This is a genomic window from Arcobacter sp., from assembly GCF_050300555.1.
Lineage (GTDB): Bacteria > Campylobacterota > Campylobacteria > Campylobacterales > Arcobacteraceae > Arcobacter.
In genome coordinates this window covers 143,995-163,199 of record NZ_JBNKXY010000006.1, presented here as the reverse complement: position 1 = coordinate 163,199, position 19,205 = coordinate 143,995, and the positions used below count along the sequence as shown (strand labels likewise).

At 28.7% G+C, this 19,205-nt stretch carries 20 protein-coding genes and 1 pseudogene; 18 read left to right on the top strand and 3 right to left on the bottom strand.

Translation table 11 applies throughout. From position 1 onward, the window contains the following. Positions 1-245: 245 nt before the first annotated feature. The 16 genes and pseudogenes from tkt to rimM all read left to right on the top strand — a co-directional run. A pseudogene (tkt, locus tag ACQY5W_RS06505) lies at positions 246-2,165 on the top strand (transketolase); the annotation flags it as partial. A 112-nt stretch (positions 2,166-2,277) separates the two neighbouring features. Continuing rightward, positions 2,278-3,135, top strand: a complete 858-nt coding sequence (locus ACQY5W_RS06500) for an NAD(P)-dependent oxidoreductase (RefSeq protein ID WP_428024143.1) — start codon at positions 2,278-2,280, stop codon at positions 3,133-3,135. Further along, complete coding sequence (locus tag ACQY5W_RS06495) at positions 3,135-3,479, top strand: gamma-glutamylcyclotransferase family protein (protein ID WP_428024142.1); 345 nt, start codon at positions 3,135-3,137, stop codon at positions 3,477-3,479. The genes ACQY5W_RS06500 and ACQY5W_RS06495 overlap by 1 nt, the downstream gene beginning before the upstream one ends. After that, complete coding sequence (locus ACQY5W_RS06490) at positions 3,479-3,706, top strand: thioredoxin family protein (RefSeq protein ID WP_428024141.1); 228 nt, start codon at positions 3,479-3,481, stop codon at positions 3,704-3,706. The genes ACQY5W_RS06495 and ACQY5W_RS06490 overlap by 1 nt, the downstream gene beginning before the upstream one ends. Positions 3,707-3,842: 136 nt before the next feature. After that, on the top strand, positions 3,843-7,319 hold the full coding sequence (locus tag ACQY5W_RS06485; protein WP_428024140.1) for an acyl-[ACP]--phospholipid O-acyltransferase: 3,477 nt from the start codon (positions 3,843-3,845) through the stop codon (positions 7,317-7,319). Positions 7,320-7,378: 59 nt separating this feature from the next. After that, positions 7,379-7,873, top strand: a complete 495-nt coding sequence (purE, locus tag ACQY5W_RS06480) for a 5-(carboxyamino)imidazole ribonucleotide mutase (protein ID WP_428024139.1) — start codon at positions 7,379-7,381, stop codon at positions 7,871-7,873. Continuing rightward, the gene (locus ACQY5W_RS06475) at positions 7,873-8,106 is read left to right on the top strand and encodes a glutaredoxin domain-containing protein (RefSeq protein WP_428024138.1); all 234 of its coding nucleotides are present in this window, start codon (positions 7,873-7,875) and stop codon (positions 8,104-8,106) included. Before purE ends, ACQY5W_RS06475 begins: the two co-directional genes overlap by 1 nt. Beyond that, positions 8,107-8,988, top strand: coding sequence for a glycine--tRNA ligase subunit alpha (gene glyQ, locus ACQY5W_RS06470; RefSeq protein ID WP_428024137.1), 882 nt, complete (start codon positions 8,107-8,109; stop codon positions 8,986-8,988). Continuing rightward, positions 8,988-9,740: a Nif3-like dinuclear metal center hexameric protein gene (locus ACQY5W_RS06465; RefSeq protein WP_428024136.1), complete on the top strand. Its 753-nt coding sequence runs from the start codon at positions 8,988-8,990 to the stop codon at positions 9,738-9,740. The genes glyQ and ACQY5W_RS06465 overlap by 1 nt, the downstream gene beginning before the upstream one ends. Further along, on the top strand, positions 9,737-10,456 hold the full coding sequence (locus ACQY5W_RS06460; protein ID WP_428024135.1) for a zinc ribbon domain-containing protein: 720 nt from the start codon (positions 9,737-9,739) through the stop codon (positions 10,454-10,456). The genes ACQY5W_RS06465 and ACQY5W_RS06460 overlap by 4 nt, the downstream gene beginning before the upstream one ends. A 2-nt stretch (positions 10,457-10,458) precedes the next feature. Then, complete coding sequence (gene waaA, locus ACQY5W_RS06455; RefSeq protein ID WP_428024134.1) at positions 10,459-11,607, top strand: lipid IV(A) 3-deoxy-D-manno-octulosonic acid transferase; 1,149 nt, start codon at positions 10,459-10,461, stop codon at positions 11,605-11,607. Next, the gene (locus ACQY5W_RS06450) at positions 11,594-12,343 is read left to right on the top strand and encodes a pseudouridine synthase family protein (protein ID WP_428024133.1); all 750 of its coding nucleotides are present in this window, start codon (positions 11,594-11,596) and stop codon (positions 12,341-12,343) included. The genes waaA and ACQY5W_RS06450 overlap by 14 nt, the downstream gene beginning before the upstream one ends. A gap of 174 nt (positions 12,344-12,517) precedes the next feature. Beyond that, a complete protein-coding gene (gene ffh, locus ACQY5W_RS06445) occupies positions 12,518-13,873 on the top strand; it encodes a signal recognition particle protein (protein WP_428024132.1) in 1,356 nt (451 codons plus the stop codon). Positions 13,874-13,952: 79 nt separating this feature from the next. After that, complete coding sequence (rpsP, locus tag ACQY5W_RS06440; protein WP_013136306.1) at positions 13,953-14,183, top strand: 30S ribosomal protein S16; 231 nt, start codon at positions 13,953-13,955, stop codon at positions 14,181-14,183. Positions 14,184-14,191: 8 nt separating this feature from the next. After that, the gene (locus ACQY5W_RS06435) at positions 14,192-14,431 is read left to right on the top strand and encodes a KH domain-containing protein (protein WP_428024131.1); all 240 of its coding nucleotides are present in this window, start codon (positions 14,192-14,194) and stop codon (positions 14,429-14,431) included. A gap of 6 nt (positions 14,432-14,437) precedes the next feature. Next, complete coding sequence (gene rimM, locus ACQY5W_RS06430) at positions 14,438-14,965, top strand: ribosome maturation factor RimM (protein ID WP_428024130.1); 528 nt, start codon at positions 14,438-14,440, stop codon at positions 14,963-14,965. Here the strand turns inward: rimM and ACQY5W_RS06425 are convergent. Genes ACQY5W_RS06425 through flgG form a run of 3 tightly spaced genes read right to left on the bottom strand, consistent with a single transcriptional unit; the run spans position 14,962 to position 17,469 of the window. Further along, entirely contained in the window at positions 14,962-16,227 is a 1,266-nt protein-coding gene (locus ACQY5W_RS06425; protein ID WP_428024129.1) for a hypothetical protein, read from the bottom strand. The genes rimM and ACQY5W_RS06425 overlap by 4 nt on opposite strands. A 2-nt stretch (positions 16,228-16,229) precedes the next feature. Beyond that, positions 16,230-16,664, bottom strand: coding sequence for a hypothetical protein (locus ACQY5W_RS06420; RefSeq protein ID WP_428024128.1), 435 nt, complete (start codon positions 16,662-16,664; stop codon positions 16,230-16,232). A gap of 13 nt (positions 16,665-16,677) precedes the next feature. Continuing rightward, the gene (gene flgG / locus ACQY5W_RS06415; protein ID WP_428024127.1) at positions 16,678-17,469 is read right to left on the bottom strand and encodes a flagellar basal-body rod protein FlgG; all 792 of its coding nucleotides are present in this window, start codon (positions 17,467-17,469) and stop codon (positions 16,678-16,680) included. Positions 17,470-17,623: 154 nt separating this feature from the next. Between flgG and ACQY5W_RS06410 the strand changes: the two genes are divergently transcribed. Both ACQY5W_RS06410 and ACQY5W_RS06405 read left to right on the top strand, forming a co-directional pair. After that, a complete protein-coding gene (locus tag ACQY5W_RS06410; protein ID WP_428024126.1) occupies positions 17,624-17,995 on the top strand; it encodes a response regulator in 372 nt (123 codons plus the stop codon). A 20-nt stretch (positions 17,996-18,015) separates the two neighbouring features. Further along, positions 18,016-19,197 carry a hypothetical protein gene (locus ACQY5W_RS06405; RefSeq protein ID WP_428024125.1) on the top strand — a complete coding sequence of 394 codons (1,182 nt, stop codon included), beginning with the start codon at positions 18,016-18,018 and terminating at the stop codon, positions 19,195-19,197. Positions 19,198-19,205: the final 8 nt, after the last annotated feature.

Below are 19,205 nucleotides of genomic sequence, written 5' to 3'. Positions count from 1 at the left end.
TTACTCTTGAGGGTGGAGATGAAAAATGGTCTAACCAAGGAAAAGAAACTATTGATGGAGAAACATTCAATGTTTATGAAGGAATAAGTTCAAATGTAAAAGTACTTATTGACGATGATGTTTCAATTGATCCAGACTTTTAATATGTAGAAAAGAGTTAATTCTCTTTTCTACAAATTTTATATTTATTAAAAATTAGTTATAATCCGCAAAATACAAAATAAAACTCACAAAACAGTAGGAAAAATATGTCAAATAATTTACTTCAAAAACAAGCGGATACAATCAGATTCTTGGCTTCAGATATGGTTCAAAAAGCAAACTCAGGACACCCTGGCGCACCTATGGGACTTGCTGACATTGCAACGGTACTAAGCAAACATTTAAATGTAAATCCAGCAAACTCAAAGTGGCTAAACAGAGATAGATTAGTTTTTTCTGGTGGACATGCTACGGGTTTAGTTTACTCTTTATTACACCTTTGGGGATTTGATGTAAGTATTGAAGATATTAAAAACTTTAGACAAACAAATTCAAAAACTCCAGGACATCCAGAATATGGACATACTCATGGAGTAGAAATTACAACTGGACCATTAGGACAAGGTATTGCAAATGCAGTTGGTTTTGCTATGTCTTGTAAATATGCAAAAAATCTTTTAAGTGAAGATGTAATTAATCATAAAGTTTACTGTTTATGTGGAGATGGAGATTTACAAGAAGGTCTTTCTTATGAAGCAACAGCAACAGCAGGACATTTAGGATTAGATAATTTAGTTATTATTTATGATTCAAACTCTATTACAATTGAAGGTGATACTTCTATTGCATGGAGTGAAGATGTTAAAAAAAGATTTGAAGCTATTGATTTTGAAGTATTAGAAATAAATGGACATGATTTTGCACAAATTGATGAAGCTATTACCAAAGCAAAAACTGCAACGAAACCAGTTCTAATCATAGCAAAAACAGCTATTGGAAAAGGTGCAGCAACTATGGAAGGAAGTCATCATACACATGGTGCTCCTTTAGGTGCAGATGAAATTGCTGCTTCTAAAGTAAAAGCTGGATTTAACCCTGAAGAGTCATTTTATGTATCATCTGAAGTAAAAGCTGCTTTTGATAAAACAGCAACTGGAGCAGAGCTTGAAAAAGTTTGGAATGATTCTTTATCATCTGAAGCTAAAGAAAAAATAGAAAAACTACAAAACCCTGATTTTGATTCTATTGTTTATCCTGAGTTTGAAGCAGATTCAAGTGTAGCTACAAGAGATTCAAATCATAAAATTTTAAATGCTATTTCTCAAGCTCTTCCTGGATTTATTGGTGGAAGTGCAGATTTAGCACCATCAAATAAAACAGAACTAAAAGATGCAGGTGATTTCCCAAATGGTAAAAATATCCATTTTGGTATCAAAGAACATGCTATGGCATCTATTTGTAATGCTATGAATTTATATGGTTTATTTAGAGTTTTCTCTGCAACATTCTTTGTTTTCTCTGATTATTTAAAACCAGCAGCAAGAATTGCTGCACTTGCTTCTATTCCACAACATTTTGTTTGGACACATGATTCTATTGGTGTTGGAGAAGATGGACCTACACACCAACCAATTGAGCATTTAACTCAATTTAGAGCTTTACCAAATTTTTATACATTTAGACCAGCTGATGCAACTGAAAATGTTGCTTCTTGGAAAGTAGCGTTGAAATTAAATGCTCCTTCTGCTTTTGTTTGTTCAAGACAAGGTTTAAGAGTATTAAAAGATGATAAAGCATTTGGAGATGTTTCAAATGGTGGATATTTAGTTAAAAAAAGAGAAAATGCAAATATTACAATTATGGCATCTGGAAGTGAGTTAATGCTTGCACTTCAAACAGGATGTGCTTTAGAAGAAGAAGGAATAATTGCAAATATTGTTTCAGTTCCATGTTTTGATTTATTGATGGAGCAAGACAAAACTTATATCGATACAATTATTGACCCAACTACTCAAGTTTTTGCTGTAGAAGCAGCAAGAGGATTAGAGTATTATAAATTTGCTGATGTAGTTTATGGAATGGATACATTTGGAGCTTCTGGTCCAGCAAATGATCTGTTTGATATGTTTGGATTTACAATTCCTAAACTAAAAGCAAAAATAGTAGCTGACTTTAAAAAATAAGAAAAGATGAGTTTACTCATCTTTTCAACACTTCTTTTACTTCAATTTTAAAATATCATCTTTTTTTAATTTAATCTTCCTATAATACTTTTTAAAAAACCTAGGAGAAAATATGTCAATAGGATTTATAGGATTAGGAAACTTAGGTCAAGCAATTGCTACAAGGTTGAGTGATGTAGGTGAGGAACTTATAGTTTATAATAGAAATATTGAGAAAATAAAAGATTTAGGATATGAGATTGCTTCAACTCCAAAAGAGTTATTAAAAAAGTGTGATACTATTTTTATGTGTTTATTTGATTCTTCTGCTGTTTTTAATATCTTACAAATGGAAAATGGACTTTTATGTGAAGATTTAAAAGGTAAAACAATTATTGATTTAACAACAAATCATTATGATGACGTTTTAAAATTTCATGAATTAGTTAATAATATGGGTGGAAACTATCTAGAAAATCCAGTTTTTGGAAGTGTTGCACCAGCACTTAAAGGTGAATTAACAGTTGTAAGTTCAGGAAAAAAAGAAGTTTTTGAAAGAGTAAAACCAATTTTACAAAAAATAGCGAAAGAGATATTTCATTTAGAAAAGCTATCAAGTGCTACAAAAATGAAACTTATCAATAACCTTTGTCTTGGTTCTTTTATGGCTACACTTGCAGAGTGTACAGCGTTAGCAGAAAGTTGTGAAATTGAAAAATCAAAAGCTTTAGAGATACTTGGTGTTGGTGGTGGACAATCACTTGTTTTAAAAGCAAAAACACAAAAGCTTATTGATGAAGATTTTTCAGCACACTTTTCAAATAATGCTATCAACAAAGATTTACATCTTTTACAAGATTTAGCATTTAATTTAAAACAACCACTTTATAGTGCTACAATACCAAAAGAGTTATTTTCTAAAATGAAGATGATGGGAAAAGGTGAAGAAGACTTTTCATCAATATATCAACTATTTAAAGCAAAAAATTAATGACAGAGACACTTTTTGTTTATGGTACTTTGATGCCTAATTGTCCAAATGCTCACGTATTAGAAAAAATAGTAGGTAAATTTGTACCTGCAACTGTTAAGGGATTTTTGATTGATGCTGGATGGAGTGCAAGCATGGGTTATCCTGGAATTAGACTTGATCCAAACGGCGACACTGTTCATGGGTTTTTATTTACATCATCAAACTTAATTAATCATTGGGATTATTTAGATGAGTTTGAAGGTGGTGAATTTGTAAGAACACCAGTAACAGTAGAGCGATATGATGAATTGGAAGTTGATACTTATATTTATACACTAAAAGATCACATACAGGAGATATAATGAAGATAGAAATATTAGGAACAGGATGTACAAAGTGTAAAGCTTTGGAAGAAAATGCTAAAAAAGCTGTTGCGGATGCTGGAATCTTTGCACAAGTTGAAAAAGTAGATGATATAGAAAAAATCATGGCATATGGAGTTATGAGTACTCCAGGTCTTGTGATAAATGGTGAAGTTAAATCTACAGGAAAACTTTTAAATAGTGAAGAGATAAAAGCATTTTTTTAAAATCATAAAAAAAGTTACAACTTGGTTTCATTTTTATAATCTAACTTGACATATTATTCATAAATATTTATACTTCAAAATAAAATGTGTAGTTATTGGAGTATTAAATGAAATTAGTGATGAAAAAAAGTCAATAATGGGGAAGATAAATAATTTTGTAGTGATAAAATTTGCTTTTTTGTTTGTAGTGTTTTGTAATGTGGTGGTTGATATTGCCCATAAAATATTTTTACAAAATATTGCTTTTAAGATATTTGATGGAAGTACCCAAGTAATTTGGATATCTATTATAAATGCTTTGATTCTTATACCTTATATACTTTTATTTACACTAAGTGGATATCTTTCAGATAAATATAACAAGAAAAATATCTTAATTTATGGTGCAGTATCATCTTTTTCCTTATCTGTTCTTATGATATTTGCATATATTATTTCAAACTTTTATTTAGCAATGTTTGTTTTAGTCTTATTAGCTGTTCAAAGTGCCATATACTCTCCAGCAAAATTTGGTCTTATTCTTGATATTTATGGTAAAAAAAATCTATCAACTGGAAATTCAGCCTTACAAGCTATATCTATAATCGCAATACTTTTTTCAATAGCAGGAGCTTCATATTTTTTTGAAAGTTTTTATAATAGCAATCATCTTGAACTACTAAATACAAAAGAAGAACTTTTATATGCAATCTTACCATTGACCTATTATATTTTACCTGTGGCTTTTTTAGAGATGATGGTCTCTTTTATTGTTTTAAGAAGGGTAAATACTTATTATAAAAAAGATGAAGAACTCTCTTTAGATAAGGGTGATTTATTTAAAGGAAAATTATTAGCTAAAAATATAAAAGTATTATCTTCAAACAGTGTAATATTTTTATCTGTTATTGGGCTTTCAGTTTTTTGGGGGATATCTCAAGGAATCATGGCTGTTTTTCCATCTTTTGCAAAACAGTATTTAAATGTAACTGATGTATTTGTAATAAATGCAGTTATTGGAGTATCTGGAGTAGGTATTGCTGTTGGTTCTATTCTTTATTCACGTATTTCAAAACACTATATAGAAGTTGGAACAATACCATTATCTGCTTTAGGAATGGCAGTTACAATTTATACAGCAACTATTGCCCAAAGTTCATTTTTAATAGGTGTTTCATTTTTCTTATTTGGAATCTTTGGTGGAATGTTTGTGGTTCCTTTAAATGCTTTGATTCAATTTAATGCAAAGAAAAAAATATTAGGAACTGTATTAGCTGGAAACAATTGGTTTCACTCTGTTGCTATGTTTTTGATGTTGTGTATGACAACTCTTGTTTCATACTACAATTTAAATCCTCTAAATACTATATATTTGATTTTATTTATTACTATAATTGGCACAGTTTACACAATAGTTAAACTACCCCAGTCATTAATTTTACTCTTTCTAAAAAGTGTTATTGGATTGAAATACAAACTTGAAGTTAGTGGAATAAAAAATATTCCATCAACTGATGGAGTTTTATTGCTTGGAAATCATGTTTCTTGGATAGATTGGGCAGTTGTATTGATGTCAGTTCCTAGAGAAGTTAAGTTTGTAATGCATAAACCAATTTATGAGAAGTGGTATTTAAATTGGATTTTAAGAATGTTTAAAACAATACCAATAGGTACTACTGGAAGTAAAAATACAATTAAAATAATTGCTGAAGAATTGGACAATGGTAATGTAGTAGTACTTTTCCCTGAAGGAAGTATAACTAGAAATGGACATTTAGGTGAGTTTAAAAAAGGATTTGAAAAAATTTTAGAATCAACTTCAAGTGATGTAAAAGTTATACCTTTTTATATAAGAGGATTATGGGAAACAATTTTTTCAAGAGCAAGCAAAAAATATAAAAATTCATATAAAATAAATAGTGTAACTGTATCTTTTGGAAAAAGAGTAAAAAAAGAGAAAGCTAATATCATAAATATAAAACAGAATATTGTTGACCTTTCAACAGTTGCTTGGCAAGAACATATAAGTAATTTGGCTAGCTTAAATGAAGTAATATTTGATAGATTAAAATCTATTGGTAATAAAATGATTTTTGCAGATTCGACAGGAGTAAATTTATCAGGACATAAGTTCTTAACAGCTTCTATTTTATTTAAAAACTTGTTGAAAAAAGAGATAAAAGAAGAATGTGTAGGATTATTACTACCTTCTAGTAGTGCAGGTGCCTTTATAAATTACTCTTGTTTGATGATGGGTAAAACTGTAGTAAATCTAAACTATACAAGTGAATTAAACTCTATTAAAGAAGCAATTGCTTTATCTCAAATAAAAACAATTGTCGCTTCTAAAAAGTTTATTTCTAAGTTAGAAACTAAAGGGATAGACATAAAAGAGATATTTGAGCTAGTTGATGTGATTTATGTGGAAGATTTAAAACAAAAGATTAAAAAATTGGATGGACTAATTACACTTGCTAGTATAAAATTATTGCCATCATTTATATTAAAACCAATTTTTTTAACTAAAACACAAAAAGATGATACCGTGATGATTTTATTTTCTTCAGGGAGTGAAGATACACCAAAAGGAATAGAATTAAGTGGTGATAATATTTTAGGAAATTCTCAACAAATAGTTACAATTTTAAATGCAAGTGATGAAGATATGATTGTTGGTTCATTACCTTTATTTCATGCCTTTGGTATAGTTGTAACAACTTTTTTACCTTTAATTGAAGGTATAAAATGTGTAGCCCATCCAGATCCTACTGATGGATTTGGTTTAGGAAAACTTGTAAATGAGTATAAAGCAACAATTATGTGTGGGACTTCAACTTTTTTTAGATTATATACAAAAAATCCAAAAGTAAATAAAATGATGTTTGATAGCCTTAGACTTGTTGTTGCAGGTGCTGAAAAATTAAGAAATGAAGTAAGAATAGAGTTTAAAAAGAAGTTTGAAAAAGAGATTTTAGAAGGTTATGGAACAACAGAAACTTCTCCTGTTGCAGCTTGTAATTTACCTGATACAGTAAATCAAGATGGAACAATTCAACTTGGTCATAAATTAGGAACAATTGGTATGGCAATACCAGGAACTGTAATAAAAATCGTTAATCCTGATACCTATAAAGAATTAGGAGTTAATGAAGAAGGTATGATAGTTATTTCTGGTATTCAAGTTATGAAAGGATATTTGAAAAATAGTTTAAAAACGTCACAAGTATTAAAGAAGATTGATGGTAAAACTTATTATATAACAGGTGATAAAGGTAAAATAGATAAAGATGGATTTATAACTATTGTTGATAGATATTCAAGATTTGCAAAACTTGGAGGAGAGATGATAAGTCTTTCATTGGTTGAAGATAAAATTTCAAAGATTCTACACTTGGATGAAAATTCAGAAATAGATTTTATGATAACTTCGATTGATGATGAAAAAAAAGGAGAAAAAATAGTTCTTCTTATTTCCCATGTTGAACAAAGTGATATAATAAAACTAAAAGAAGAGATAATCAAGAGTTTTGATAACAAACTAATGATACCTACAAGTATAAAAATAGTCGATGATATACCAAAGCTTGGAAGTGGTAAAAAAGACTTTAAAAAGGCTAAAAAGTTAGCTTTATAGGATAATTAGCTTTTTTTTGATACAATCGCCCTTATTTATAAAAATATTAAAGGATAAATATGAATTTTGTTTCTATTATTATGGGTAGTAAATCTGATTATGAAATTATGAAAAACTGTGCTGATACATTTGAGCAATTTAATGTAAAATACGAGATGATAATCTCTTCTGCTCATAGATCTCCCGAGAGAACTAAAGCTTATGTAAAAGAAGCTGAAGAAAAAGGTGCTGTTGCCTTTATTGCTGCAGCTGGAATGGCAGCACATCTTGCTGGTGCATTAGCATCTGCCACAACTAAACCTGTTATTGGAGTTCCAATGAAAGGTGGAGCAATGGATGGTATGGATGCTATGCTTTCAACTGTTCAAATGCCTTCAGGTATGCCAGTTGCTACAGTTGCACTAGGGAAAGCTGGTGCAATTAATGCTGCTTATTTAGCTATTCAAATTATGGCAATTACTGATAAAGAATTAGCTATTAAATTAAAAGAAGATAGAATAGTAAAAAGTAAAGCTGTTGAAGTTGATTCTAAAAGTATAGAAGTACTTTTATAATGAAAAATGTCGCACTATTTGTTTTACCTAAATGCAAGTGGTGCGATAGTGCTAAGGCATATTTTAAGACAAAAAATATAAGATACAATTTAATTGATCTTTCCACAAATAAAAAAGCTTTAAATGACTGTAAAAAACATGGATGTACAGGTGCTCCTGTTGTCTTGATAGAAAATAGTTGGATTTGTGGTTTTGATAAAGAAAAAATAAACAAAGCATTAGGAATAAAATAGATGATTACATTTTCACAACTTCTTTTAAAATTACAACAATTTTGGGCAGAGCAGGGTTGCAACATTGTTCAACCTTATGATATACCAGCAGGGGCTGGGACATTTCATCCAGCAACATTGCTTAGAAGTTTAGACTCAACTCCTTGGAGTACAGCATATGTTGCACCAAGTAGAAGACCAACTGATGGAAGATATGGAGAAAATCCAAATAGACTAGGGGCTTATTACCAATTTCAAGTTTTAATCAAACCAAGTCCAGATAACATACAAGACTTATATTTACAATCATTAGAGTATCTTGGGTTAGATATTTCTAAACATGATATTAGATTTGTAGAAGATAACTGGGAATCTCCAACTTTAGGTGCATGGGGACTTGGATGGGAAGTTTGGCTTGATGGTATGGAAGTTACTCAATTTACATATTTTCAACAAGTAGGTGGTCTTGCTTGTGACCCAGTTGCCGTAGAGATTACATACGGTACTGAAAGATTAGCTATGTACTTGCAAGAGGTTGATTCTGTATTTGATATTGTTTGGAATGAAAATGAACATGGTAAGACAACTTATGCAGATGTTCATAAAGAAGGTGAATATGAGTTCTCTAAATATAACTTTGAAGTTGCAAATGTAGAGATGCTTTTTAAACATTTTGATGATGCTTTTAATGAGTGTAAGTCATGTTTAGAAGCAGGACTTCCTCTTCCTGCATATGATCAATGTATGATTGCAAGTCATGCTTTTAATACCCTTGATGCTAGAAAAGCTATCTCTGTAACTGAGAGACAAAATTATATTTTAAAAGTGCGAGAGCTTTCACAAGGTTGCGCTGTTTTATATAAAGAGCAAGAGCAAGATAGACTTAAAAGAATAGGAAGATAATGAAAATCAGAGATATTTATGATTATTTAGATGAGCTTTCTCCTTTTATTTTACAAGAGAAGTGGGATAATTCTGGATTAATCGTAGGTAGCTTTGAAGAAGAAGTCGAAAAAGTTTATATAAGTATAGATTTGGATGAAGACTTAGTTACAAGTATGGATGAAAACTCTTTAGTTATCACCCATCATCCATTGATTTTTTCTCCTCTTAGAAGAGTTAATTTTGATTCATACTCTACAAAAATTTTAAGAACTCTAATTAAAAAAAATATTTCACTTATTTCAATGCACACAAACATTGATAAAACACATTTAAATAAATATGTTGGAAAAAATATTTTAGGATTAAATTTAGAAAATAGTGAAGAATACATCTCTTATGCTGAGGTAAATTCTTCATTTGATAAATTTTGTGAAGAAATTTCAAAAAAATTAAATATACAAGAATTGAAATTTGTAAAATGTAATGATGAGGTTAAAAGAGTAGCCTTAATTACAGGTGCAGGTATGTCGATGATATCGGAAGTTGAAGCTGATTGTTTTTTAACTGGTGATATAAAATATCACGATGCAATGGAAGCAAAATCAAGGGGAATATCATTAATTGATATAAGACATTATGAAAGTGAGCACCATTTTACAGAACTTTTATACTCACTTATTGAAAAATATTTGAAAAAAAATAAATTAACAGCTATAATGGCGAATTCAAAAAATCCATTCAGTTTTTATAATACAAGGAGAAACGGTTGAACAAGTATTTAGAGGATTTAATCAAATTATCAAAATTTGACAGCAAAATTAGTTCATTTGAGCCACAAATCGAGAATGAAAAAGATAAATTAGCAACATTCGTTGAGATTGCGGAAGAGATTAAAAAAGGTATAAATGATACTTATGCTCAAATAGATGAGATAAAATCAAAAAGAACTAAAAATAATATTCACTTAGCTGAATTAAAATCTAAATTAGATGAGATATCTAAAAAAGGTGCAGTAGTTCAAACAGAAAAAGAAGTAAAAGCACTACAATTAGAAGAAGAGATTGCGAAAGAGCAAATTTCATTTGCAAATGAAGAGATTGAAAGACTTGATAAACTTTCAGTAGCAAAAGAAGAAGAGTTAAAAGAGTTACAAGAGAAGTTAGCTGAAGAAGAGAATGGAATTAAAGAGTTACAAGTATCTGTTGATAATGCTATTGAAGAGATAAACAAAGAAAGAAACGTAGTTTATCAAGAAAGAGCAGAATTATTAGGTAACTTTGATAATAAAGTATTAACTTTCTATGAAAAAATTAAAAGATGGGCAAAAGATACAGCAGTTGTTCCTGTTAAAAAACAAGCATGTTATGGATGTTTTATGAAAATAAGTGATCAAACTTATGCAGAAGTAATTAAATCAGACGAAATTATCAACTGTCCTCATTGTGGAAGAATAATTTATAAAGAAGAAGAAACTGTAGAGGCTTAATTTTGAGCCTCTTTTCTCTATTTTATTTTTTAGTATCTTTACTACTCTATATTTTAGCAATCCCCTTTATTTTATTTAAATCAAAAAGTACAAAATACAAAGATGCTTTACCTGCAAGATTTTTTTTAAAAGATAATAAACCTTTTAAAGAATCAAAGGTTTGGTTTCATGTATGTTCTTTTGGAGAAACAAAAGCAATAAAACCAATAGTTGATTCACTGACTGATGATGTTAATATATCAGTTATTACTAATACAGGTTTTGAAGAGGCTAAAAAATTAAGTAAAAATGTAAGATATTTACCCTTTGAACTTTTACTACCTTTTTGGATTAAAAAACAAAAAATCTTATTGGTTATGGAAGCTGAACTTTGGTATATGCTTTTTTTAATTGCAAAAATAAAAAAGACAAAAACTGTTCTTATAAATGCAAGAATTAGTGATAGGTCTTATAACTCATATAAAAAATTTTCTTGGTTTTATAAGAAAATTTTTAAAAATATTGATAAAGTTTTTGCGCAAAGTGAAATAGATAAAAATAGGCTTGAAGAGTTAGGTGCTAAAAATATTGAAATAATAGGAAATATAAAACTTGCAACATTGCCTAAAAGAGCAAATAAATTTATTAAACCAAATGAATTTGTAATAACAGCAGGTAGCACACATGAAAATGAAGAAGAGTTAATTTTAAACTCTTATGAAAAAAATCTTGGGAAGTTAATTATTGTTCCAAGGCATCCAGAGAGATTTGAAAAAGTAAATCAACTTATTTTAGAATTTATAAAAAATAAAGGGATAACTTACCATAAATTTTCCTTGAAAAATGATTTTTCAAGTGATATAATTTTAGTTGATGTTATGGGTGAGTTAAATAATATTTATGAAATTTCAGATGCAGTAATACTAGGTGGTGCATTTGAAAAAATTGGTGGACACAATCCAGTTGAGCCAGCATTTTTTAATTGTAGAGTAATAAGTGGGAAAAATTATTTTAATCAAAAAGCACTTTTTGAATGTGTAGAAAATTATAAAATTGTAGAAAACTCCGAATTAAAAGATATAATGAGAGATATAAAAAATATAAAACCTGCCTTTTTAAAAGGTATGGGTACAATAGAACCAATATTAAGGGAAATAAATGGCAGTAGATAAAGCTTACAAAGTATTAGCAAGACAAGAGAATATCTCAAATAGTAAAGCTAAAGATTTAATTGATAAGGGCTTAGTAAAAGTAGGAAATAATAAAGTTTTAATTGCAAGGGGAGATATCAATGTTGATACAAAATTTATTGTAAAAGATGTTGCTCCTATAAAAGTGATATTTCAAGATGATGATATTTTAGCAGTAGATAAGCCAGCTTTTTTAACTGCAGATGAAATATCAAGAAAATTTCCAAAATACTTTTTACTTAATAGATTAGATAAAGAGACAAGTGGAGTAATGCTTTTTGCGAAAAATGAAGAGTTTCAAACAAAAGCTATTAGAGAATTTAAAAACAATAATGTGTACAAAGAATACGTAGCTGTTGTTGAGGGAAAAGTTATTGATGAAATAGTTATAGATAAGCCAATATTAACTATTAAAAATAACAAAGGTGTAGCACGTAGTAAAGTTGATATGAAAAAGGGTAAAAGTGCGAAGACAACTATTTATCCAATGTTAGTGGAAGGTAATAAATCAAAAATTAAAATTGTAATTGATACAGGAAGAACGCATCAAATTAGAGTTCATCTAAACAGTGTGGATTTCCCAATTATTGGAGATAGTGTTTATGGTAAGCCATCAACACAAGTAAATAGAGTTTTATTGCATTCTAAAATTACTAAAATTTTTGATTATGAATTTGAAGCCAAAGTTCCAAGAGAATTTAATGTCTATGGACTTTAAATAATTTTTAAGGTTCAGTAATTTACTCAAAATTACTAAATAGCCTTAAAATCGACTTTTTCTTCTATTTATAATATGTTTAAATATAAAATTTACCTTAAAATTAGCCTAATTAAAGTTATATAAAGTTTAACTTTAGTAAAATCACACAATTTTAAAAAATGGAGTAGTGTTTTGTTTGATGTAATAACTGGTTCGATTAAAAGTGCAGTAAATAAAGTAAGATTTAAAGATGATGCCACGTCATTAAAAAAAGCGACAACTGAACTTAGAAAAGCACTATTAAAAGCAGATGTACACCACAAAACTACAAAAGATTTAATTAATAATGTTGAGTTAAGAACAAAAGAGTTAGGAATAGGGCAAAGCTCATTTTTAAAAGCTTTACAAGAAAATTTAACTAGTATATTAACAGCTGAAGGTAATCAGGGATTTGTATTTTCTAATACACCTCCAACAACAGTTTTAATGACTGGACTTCAAGGTTCAGGTAAAACAACAACAACTGGTAAATTAGCAACATATTTAAAGCTAAGAAAGAAAAAAGTTTTAATAGCAGCGTGTGACTTACAAAGACTTGCAGCAGTTGAACAATTAAAACAAATATGTGCACAAATTGAAGTTGATTTATACTTTGATGATAATGAAAAAGATCCAGTAAAAATAGCAAAAGCTGCTCAAGAAAAAGCTAAAAAAGAGTTATATGACGTTTTATTAGTGGATACAGCTGGACGATTGGCAATTGATGAAGAGTTGATGAAACAATTAGCACAAGTTAAAGATGCACTTAATCCAAATGAGATTTTTTATGTTGCAGATTCTTTAACAGGTCACGATGCAACAAGAACAGCAACATCATTTAAAGAGCAAATTGGTATTGATGGTGTTATTTTATCTAAATATGATGGTGATACTAAAGGTGGTGTTGCCATATCTTTAGCTGATCAAGTTGGTGTTCCTTTAAGATTTATTGGTATTGGTGAAAAAATGCCAGATTTGGAAGTTTTTATTCCAGATAGAATTGTTTCTAGACTTATGGGTGCTGGAGATATTGAAGGACTTGCTGAAAAAACATCAGCTATTATTGATGAGAAAAAAGCAAAAGAAGTAACTAAAAAAATCAAAAAAGGTGAATTTAACTTTAATGACTTTTTAGAGCAACTTAAAATGATGAGTAAATTAGGTTCTATGAAATCTATCTTGGGAATGATTCCTGGTATGTCACAAATGGCAGGACAGTTAAAAGATATGGATTTTGAAAACTCTGATGAGATTAAAAGAATAAAAGCACTAATTGGTTCTATGACACCAAAAGAAAGAAACGAACCATCACTTTTAAATCCAAGTAGAAAGAAAAGATTAGCAGTAGGTTCTGGATTATCAGAAGTACAAGTTAATAAAATATTAAAACAATTTAAAAGTGCATCAAAAATGGCTAAGCAGCTATCAAACAAAGGTGGGATGAAAGGTTTATCAAGCATGATGTCCCAAATGAAAGGTCCTGGTGGGATGCAAGGCTTACCAAGATAAAACTATAACAAATAGTATTGAGTTGTAAACTTATTTATGAGTTTAGAATTCAATACTATTAAATAAAAAAAGGAAAGACATGACAGTAATTAGATTAACAAGAATGGGAAGAAATAAAAAACCATTTTACAGAATCGTAGTAACAGATTCAAGAAAAAGAAGAGATTCAGGATGGATTGAATCAATTGGTTATTATAACCCAGTAGCAGAACCAAAAGTATTAAAACTTGACGAAGAGAGATATAACTATTGGCTAAGTGTTGGTGCTAAACCTTCTGAAAAAGTTAAAAAATTAGCTGAAGCAAAATAAGTTTTAACATGATAAAAAATTTCATTGAAAGTTATGTTAAGCTAATTGCTAGTAACCCGGACTCGATAGTTGTAAGTGAAGAGCAAATAGATGATACTTTTGTTGAAGTTACTATAAGCGCAGATACTCATGATGTGGGTAAACTTATTGGTAAAAATGGAAATATGATAAATGCTTTAAAAACTATGGCTAATGGCTGTAAAGCAAAAGATGGTATATCATACAAAATACAAGTAGTTTCTAACTAACTTACAATGAATAATAAAATTTATGTAGCTAAACTTGGAAAATCAGTAGGATTAAAAGGTGAAATTAAAATTTTCATTGATTCTGATTTTCCAGAGCAGTTTAAAAAAGGTGCTACTTTTACAACTAACAAGGGTAATTTACTTACCGTAAAAGATTTTAATGAATCACGAGGTACTATTTTATTTAATGAAATAGATAATATCGATGAGGCTAAAAAATTTACTAATCAACAACTTTTTACATCTCCTGAAGATACTAAACAAAATTGTAAATTAGAAGAGAATCAATATTTTTGGTTTGACTTAATGAATTGTGAGATTTATGAAGATGGTGAATTATTAGGTCAAATAGTTGATATACATAGATATCCACTTGGAGATTATTTTGAAATCAAGACTACGCAAGATTTAGTAAAGAAAAGTTTTCCTAAGACTTTTTTATTGCCTTATGAAAAAAATTATATTTTAAATGTTGATATAATTAATAAAAAAATTGATGCTAAAGATGCAAAAGCTATTTTAGAAAATAGCTAGTAATTACATCTTTTAGTATATTCATCCTTAGTATAATCATACTCTTCTACTTTTATATTGTATTTTGATAAATATTCTTGAGAAATTTTACTTCTACTTGAATCATCATCAAATGGACCAATAAATATCTCTACATTATTTTGGTAATCTCTACATAAAGTCACATCATCACTAACAGAATAAATTTTGTCAAGGTAAGATTTATATATATCTTTACTTTTTGTTGCAATTTTTATAATTTTAACAAATTGACTCTCTTTAGGTTTTTCTTCAACAACAGCTACTTCTTCTTTTACTGGTGTAGGTTCAACCTTTGTTTCTGTATTTTCAGCTACTACAGAAGTTGTTTCTTCTACTTTTTTTTCATTTTCAGGTGTTGTATTTGAAGGAGTATTTTCAATATTAGTTTGAGTTACTGTGTTTGCATCTTCATTTGTTGTTTTATCTTCTACTTGTTGTGGTTCTTGTTCATTTGTTGAAACAGTAGCTTCTTCTTTATCTATTACCTTTTCAATCTCTTTATCTATGTTTTCATTAATATCTTGTTTTTGAATTGCCGGAAGTTCTTCTGCCATTCTTTTTCTTTCTGCTTCTTTTATTTTTTCAATTTGAGCTAATCTTTCCATCTCTAATTGTTTTTTTGCTTCAAGATATAATTTTTCTTTTTCTTTTCTTTTTTCTTCTTCAATATTAGGATTTTCTACAATTTCATATTTGGTCAATAAATTTAACTTTTTGTTTAATCTATTTGTATCAATATCTTTTGTATTAAATTTATACTCTTCTTTTTGAGGTTTAATCTCTTCTTTTTTTACTTCTTTTACTGGTTCTGGATCAAAAAATCCAATAAAATAAAGAACGGCTCCTACTGATACAAGTGTTAATAGGATAGATACAAAAATAATTAAGATTCTTAATATTTTATTTTGTTTCTTTTGTACAGGATAATCTTCATCTAATTCTAAACCATCTGTTTCATTAGCTAAATCTTTATCAGGAATATTATTTAAATTGATATCCTCAACTGCAGATATTTCATCTGTGACATTTGCTTCTTCTTTTGAAATATTTGTTTCTTCTTCTTTTGAATTATCTTCATCATCTTCTATTAATGATTTAATATCCTCATCTGTTAACTTAGAAGATCCACCTTCAACCAAAACTTCATCACTCTTTACTTCTTCAACAACTTCTTCTAAACCTAAGTTTTGCATAGCTTCTTCTAAAAGTTCTGCTTCTGTTTTTTCTTGATTTTCTGCCATTTTTACTCTTTAGATGATTTTCTGTATTCTTTTTGTCTTGATAAAATTTTTTCTTTATTCTCTTCGTAATATCTTTTTCTGTATTCTCTTAATTCTTCTTTTTTCTTTTCTCTATATTCTTTATCATATTCCAGCCTTTTTTCTCTGTTTTCTATATAGTAACTCTTTTTTTGTTCTCTGTAGTCTTTTATTTTTTGTACAATTTTTTCTTTTCTACTATCAACATGAGATTTTTGCTTTTTTATGATTTCTTTTATTTTTAAGTCAAAATTATCAATATTAAGATCATTTTCATAATCATATATTTGTTGTTTTGACTTTTTTAACGATTCATTAGACTCTTTTTCTAACTTCTTTTTTAGATAATATTCTCTTTTTTTCTTCTTATGATCTAAAAAATTTCGTTCTCTAAGTCTCTTTAGTTCTTCTAAATCCATTTTAACCTAAAAATTAACTAGTTTTTAATTGATTAGCGATTGTTAACAGCTTATCTGTAGTTTGTATAGCTTTTGAATTTGCTTCATATGCTCTTTGCGCTGTAATTAAATCTACCATCTCAGTAACTAATTTTACATTGGACATTTCTATCATTCCTTGTCTAAGTCCACCAAATTGGTCTTCTGTAGGATTTGCTTCAATTGGATTACCAGAAGCAGTTGTTGATTGGAATAATGATTCTCCAATAGGTTTTAACCCAGCAGGATTCACAAAATCAGCTAATGTAATTTGACCTAGCTCTTGTTCTTCACCAGTGGTTGGATCTGTAGCAGTTATAATACCATTATTAGCTATATTTACATCAATTAAATTATCAGGAACAGTTATTTCAGGATCCAATGGATATCCATTACCATTTATAATAGTACCTTCTGAATTTACTTTAAAGCCACCATTCCTAGTATATGCAGTTTCTCCATCAGGCATAGTTACCTTAAAAAATCCTCTTCCTTCAATAGCAATATCAAAGGTATTTCCAGTAGTTTGTAAATCACCCTCTTCAAAAGACTTTTGAATACCTGAGATTCTTACCCCAAGTCCAACATCAATTCCAGTTGGGTTTCTTGTATTTTCACTTGTAGAACCACCTGTGAAATTTAATCTTTGATACATAAGGTCTTGAAATTCAGCTCGATCTTTTTTGAATCCAGCTGTATTTACATTGGCTATATTATTTGACGTAACATCAATTTGATGCTGTTGCGCATACATTCCTGATGCAGCATTGTACATTCCTCTAATCATGGTGAATCCTTTATTGCCAAAATCTGATTTATTATATTTAAAGAATTTTTAAATTCAAATAAATTTAAAGTAAAATGTTACTAATATTAAGTGTAGATTTAAAACAAATTAATTATAATGTAAAAAAAATTGAATTTTTAACAAAGGTGTATAAATGAAAATACTTATAGTCGATGATAGTTCTACTATGAGAAGAATTATTGGTAATGTCGTAATGCAACTAGGAATTGATAAAGAAGATTTCGATGAAGCAGAAGATGGAGTTAAAGCTTGGACTATGTTATCTAAATCACAATATGATGTTATCTTAACTGATTGGAATATGCCAAATATGAATGGACTTGATTTAGTTAAAAAAGTAAGAAAAGAAGGTAATCATCAAAGTACACCGATAATCATGATTACAACAGAAGGTGGTAAAGGTGAAGTTATTACTGCTTTAAAAGCTGGAGTTAATAATTACATAGTTAAACCTTTTAATGCTGAGATATTAAAAGAAAAATTAGATGGTGTATTAAAAAAATAGTTAATTAAAAAGGTATAGCTATGAGTATGAGTCAAGAAGAGATTGAAGCACTGATGAATGGGCTGGATATCTCTGAAAATGAAAATTCTGAAAATGATGATGTAGCTTCTGATGAAAAAGATTCTGAAAATATGTCAGAAAATGATATAGCTGATTTAATAGCACAAACTGATTTATCTAATGCTAAAGTAGAAGATGACCAAAAAGATGAAACTTCGTCAGATAAAGAAGAAAAAAATGAAGAAGATAATATTGATGTTGATGAATTAATAAATTCTTATAAAGAAGAAGATTCTAATTTATCAAATGAACCTGAAAAAGAAGAAGAGACTAAAGAAGAAGTTTCAGATGTAGATGTTGATGAATTATTAAATTCTGTTGATGAAGATACTACTAATAATGAAGAAGAATCTTCTGTTTCTAATGATGAAATAGATTCAATTTTAAATGGAATTATGTCAGAAAATGATGATACGGTTTCAAATGATGATTCAAATAGTGATGTTGATACAAGTGAAATTGATGATTTAATAGCAGGATTAGAGAATAATAAAGACTTAGAAGTAGATGATTATTTAAATGATCTTGATTTTAATTTAGATGCTGAATCTATTGATGAGATGGATAAAGTTAAAGATAGTGAAGAGCCAATTTCTACTAAAAGTAAAAAAGGTAATAATGTAGTTAATGTAGATCAAATTAATATTCCTAATCAATTAGGTGAAGTGGCAAATGATTCAGAAGAAAAAGCTACAAAAATATTTGATGCCTTAAGTTATATTTTAGAAGATAATGAAGAATTAAGAAAAACTACCAAACAATTAGATGAATTTATGCAATCTCAACTTAAAATGTTAGAGATGCTAAATAAAAAATTTCCAAATGTTAAAGAGTTTTCAAATAATTTGGATTTAATTAAAGGCTTAATTGATAAACCAAAAGAGATACAAGCAAGACTTCATAATAGAGATAAAGAACTTTTTGATACAATGGAACTTATGCAGTTTCATGATATAAATAGACAAAAAATTGAAAGAGTTATGGGATTGGTAATAAATTTATCAAGACAATTAAATGCTATTTTTGATGATGAGAGTAAATCAATTTCTCTTCCTGGTGCTACCCATTTACCAGGAGATAATACTGATGATTTAGTAAATAGTGATGATTTAGAATCGTTAATTGCAGAATTTGGTAAATAAGGATTAAA

Excerpts from the sequence above, each read along its gene's own strand:
- ACQY5W_RS06500 (WP_428024143.1), top strand. The coding sequence starts at position 2,278 with ATGTCAATAGGATTTATAGGATTAGGAAACTTAGGTCAAGCAATTGCT.
- ACQY5W_RS06495 (WP_428024142.1), top strand. The coding sequence starts at position 3,135 with ATGACAGAGACACTTTTTGTTTATGGTACTTTGATGCCTAATTGTCCA.
- ACQY5W_RS06490 (WP_428024141.1), top strand. The coding sequence starts at position 3,479 with ATGAAGATAGAAATATTAGGAACAGGATGTACAAAGTGTAAAGCTTTG.
- ACQY5W_RS06485 (WP_428024140.1), top strand. The coding sequence starts at position 3,843 with ATGGGGAAGATAAATAATTTTGTAGTGATAAAATTTGCTTTTTTGTTT.
- purE (WP_428024139.1), top strand. The coding sequence starts at position 7,379 with ATGAATTTTGTTTCTATTATTATGGGTAGTAAATCTGATTATGAAATT.
- ACQY5W_RS06475 (WP_428024138.1), top strand. The coding sequence starts at position 7,873 with ATGAAAAATGTCGCACTATTTGTTTTACCTAAATGCAAGTGGTGCGAT.
- glyQ (WP_428024137.1), top strand. The coding sequence starts at position 8,107 with ATGATTACATTTTCACAACTTCTTTTAAAATTACAACAATTTTGGGCA.
- ACQY5W_RS06465 (WP_428024136.1), top strand. The coding sequence starts at position 8,988 with ATGAAAATCAGAGATATTTATGATTATTTAGATGAGCTTTCTCCTTTT.
- ACQY5W_RS06450 (WP_428024133.1), top strand. The coding sequence starts at position 11,594 with ATGGCAGTAGATAAAGCTTACAAAGTATTAGCAAGACAAGAGAATATC.
- rpsP (WP_013136306.1), top strand. The coding sequence starts at position 13,953 with ATGACAGTAATTAGATTAACAAGAATGGGAAGAAATAAAAAACCATTT.
- ACQY5W_RS06435 (WP_428024131.1), top strand. The coding sequence starts at position 14,192 with ATGATAAAAAATTTCATTGAAAGTTATGTTAAGCTAATTGCTAGTAAC.
- rimM (WP_428024130.1), top strand. The coding sequence starts at position 14,438 with ATGAATAATAAAATTTATGTAGCTAAACTTGGAAAATCAGTAGGATTA.
- ACQY5W_RS06425 (WP_428024129.1), bottom strand. The coding sequence starts at position 16,227 with ATGGCAGAAAATCAAGAAAAAACAGAAGCAGAACTTTTAGAAGAAGCT.
- ACQY5W_RS06420 (WP_428024128.1), bottom strand. The coding sequence starts at position 16,664 with ATGGATTTAGAAGAACTAAAGAGACTTAGAGAACGAAATTTTTTAGAT.
- flgG (WP_428024127.1), bottom strand. The coding sequence starts at position 17,469 with ATGATTAGAGGAATGTACAATGCTGCATCAGGAATGTATGCGCAACAG.
- ACQY5W_RS06410 (WP_428024126.1), top strand. The coding sequence starts at position 17,624 with ATGAAAATACTTATAGTCGATGATAGTTCTACTATGAGAAGAATTATT.
- ACQY5W_RS06405 (WP_428024125.1), top strand. The coding sequence starts at position 18,016 with ATGAGTATGAGTCAAGAAGAGATTGAAGCACTGATGAATGGGCTGGAT.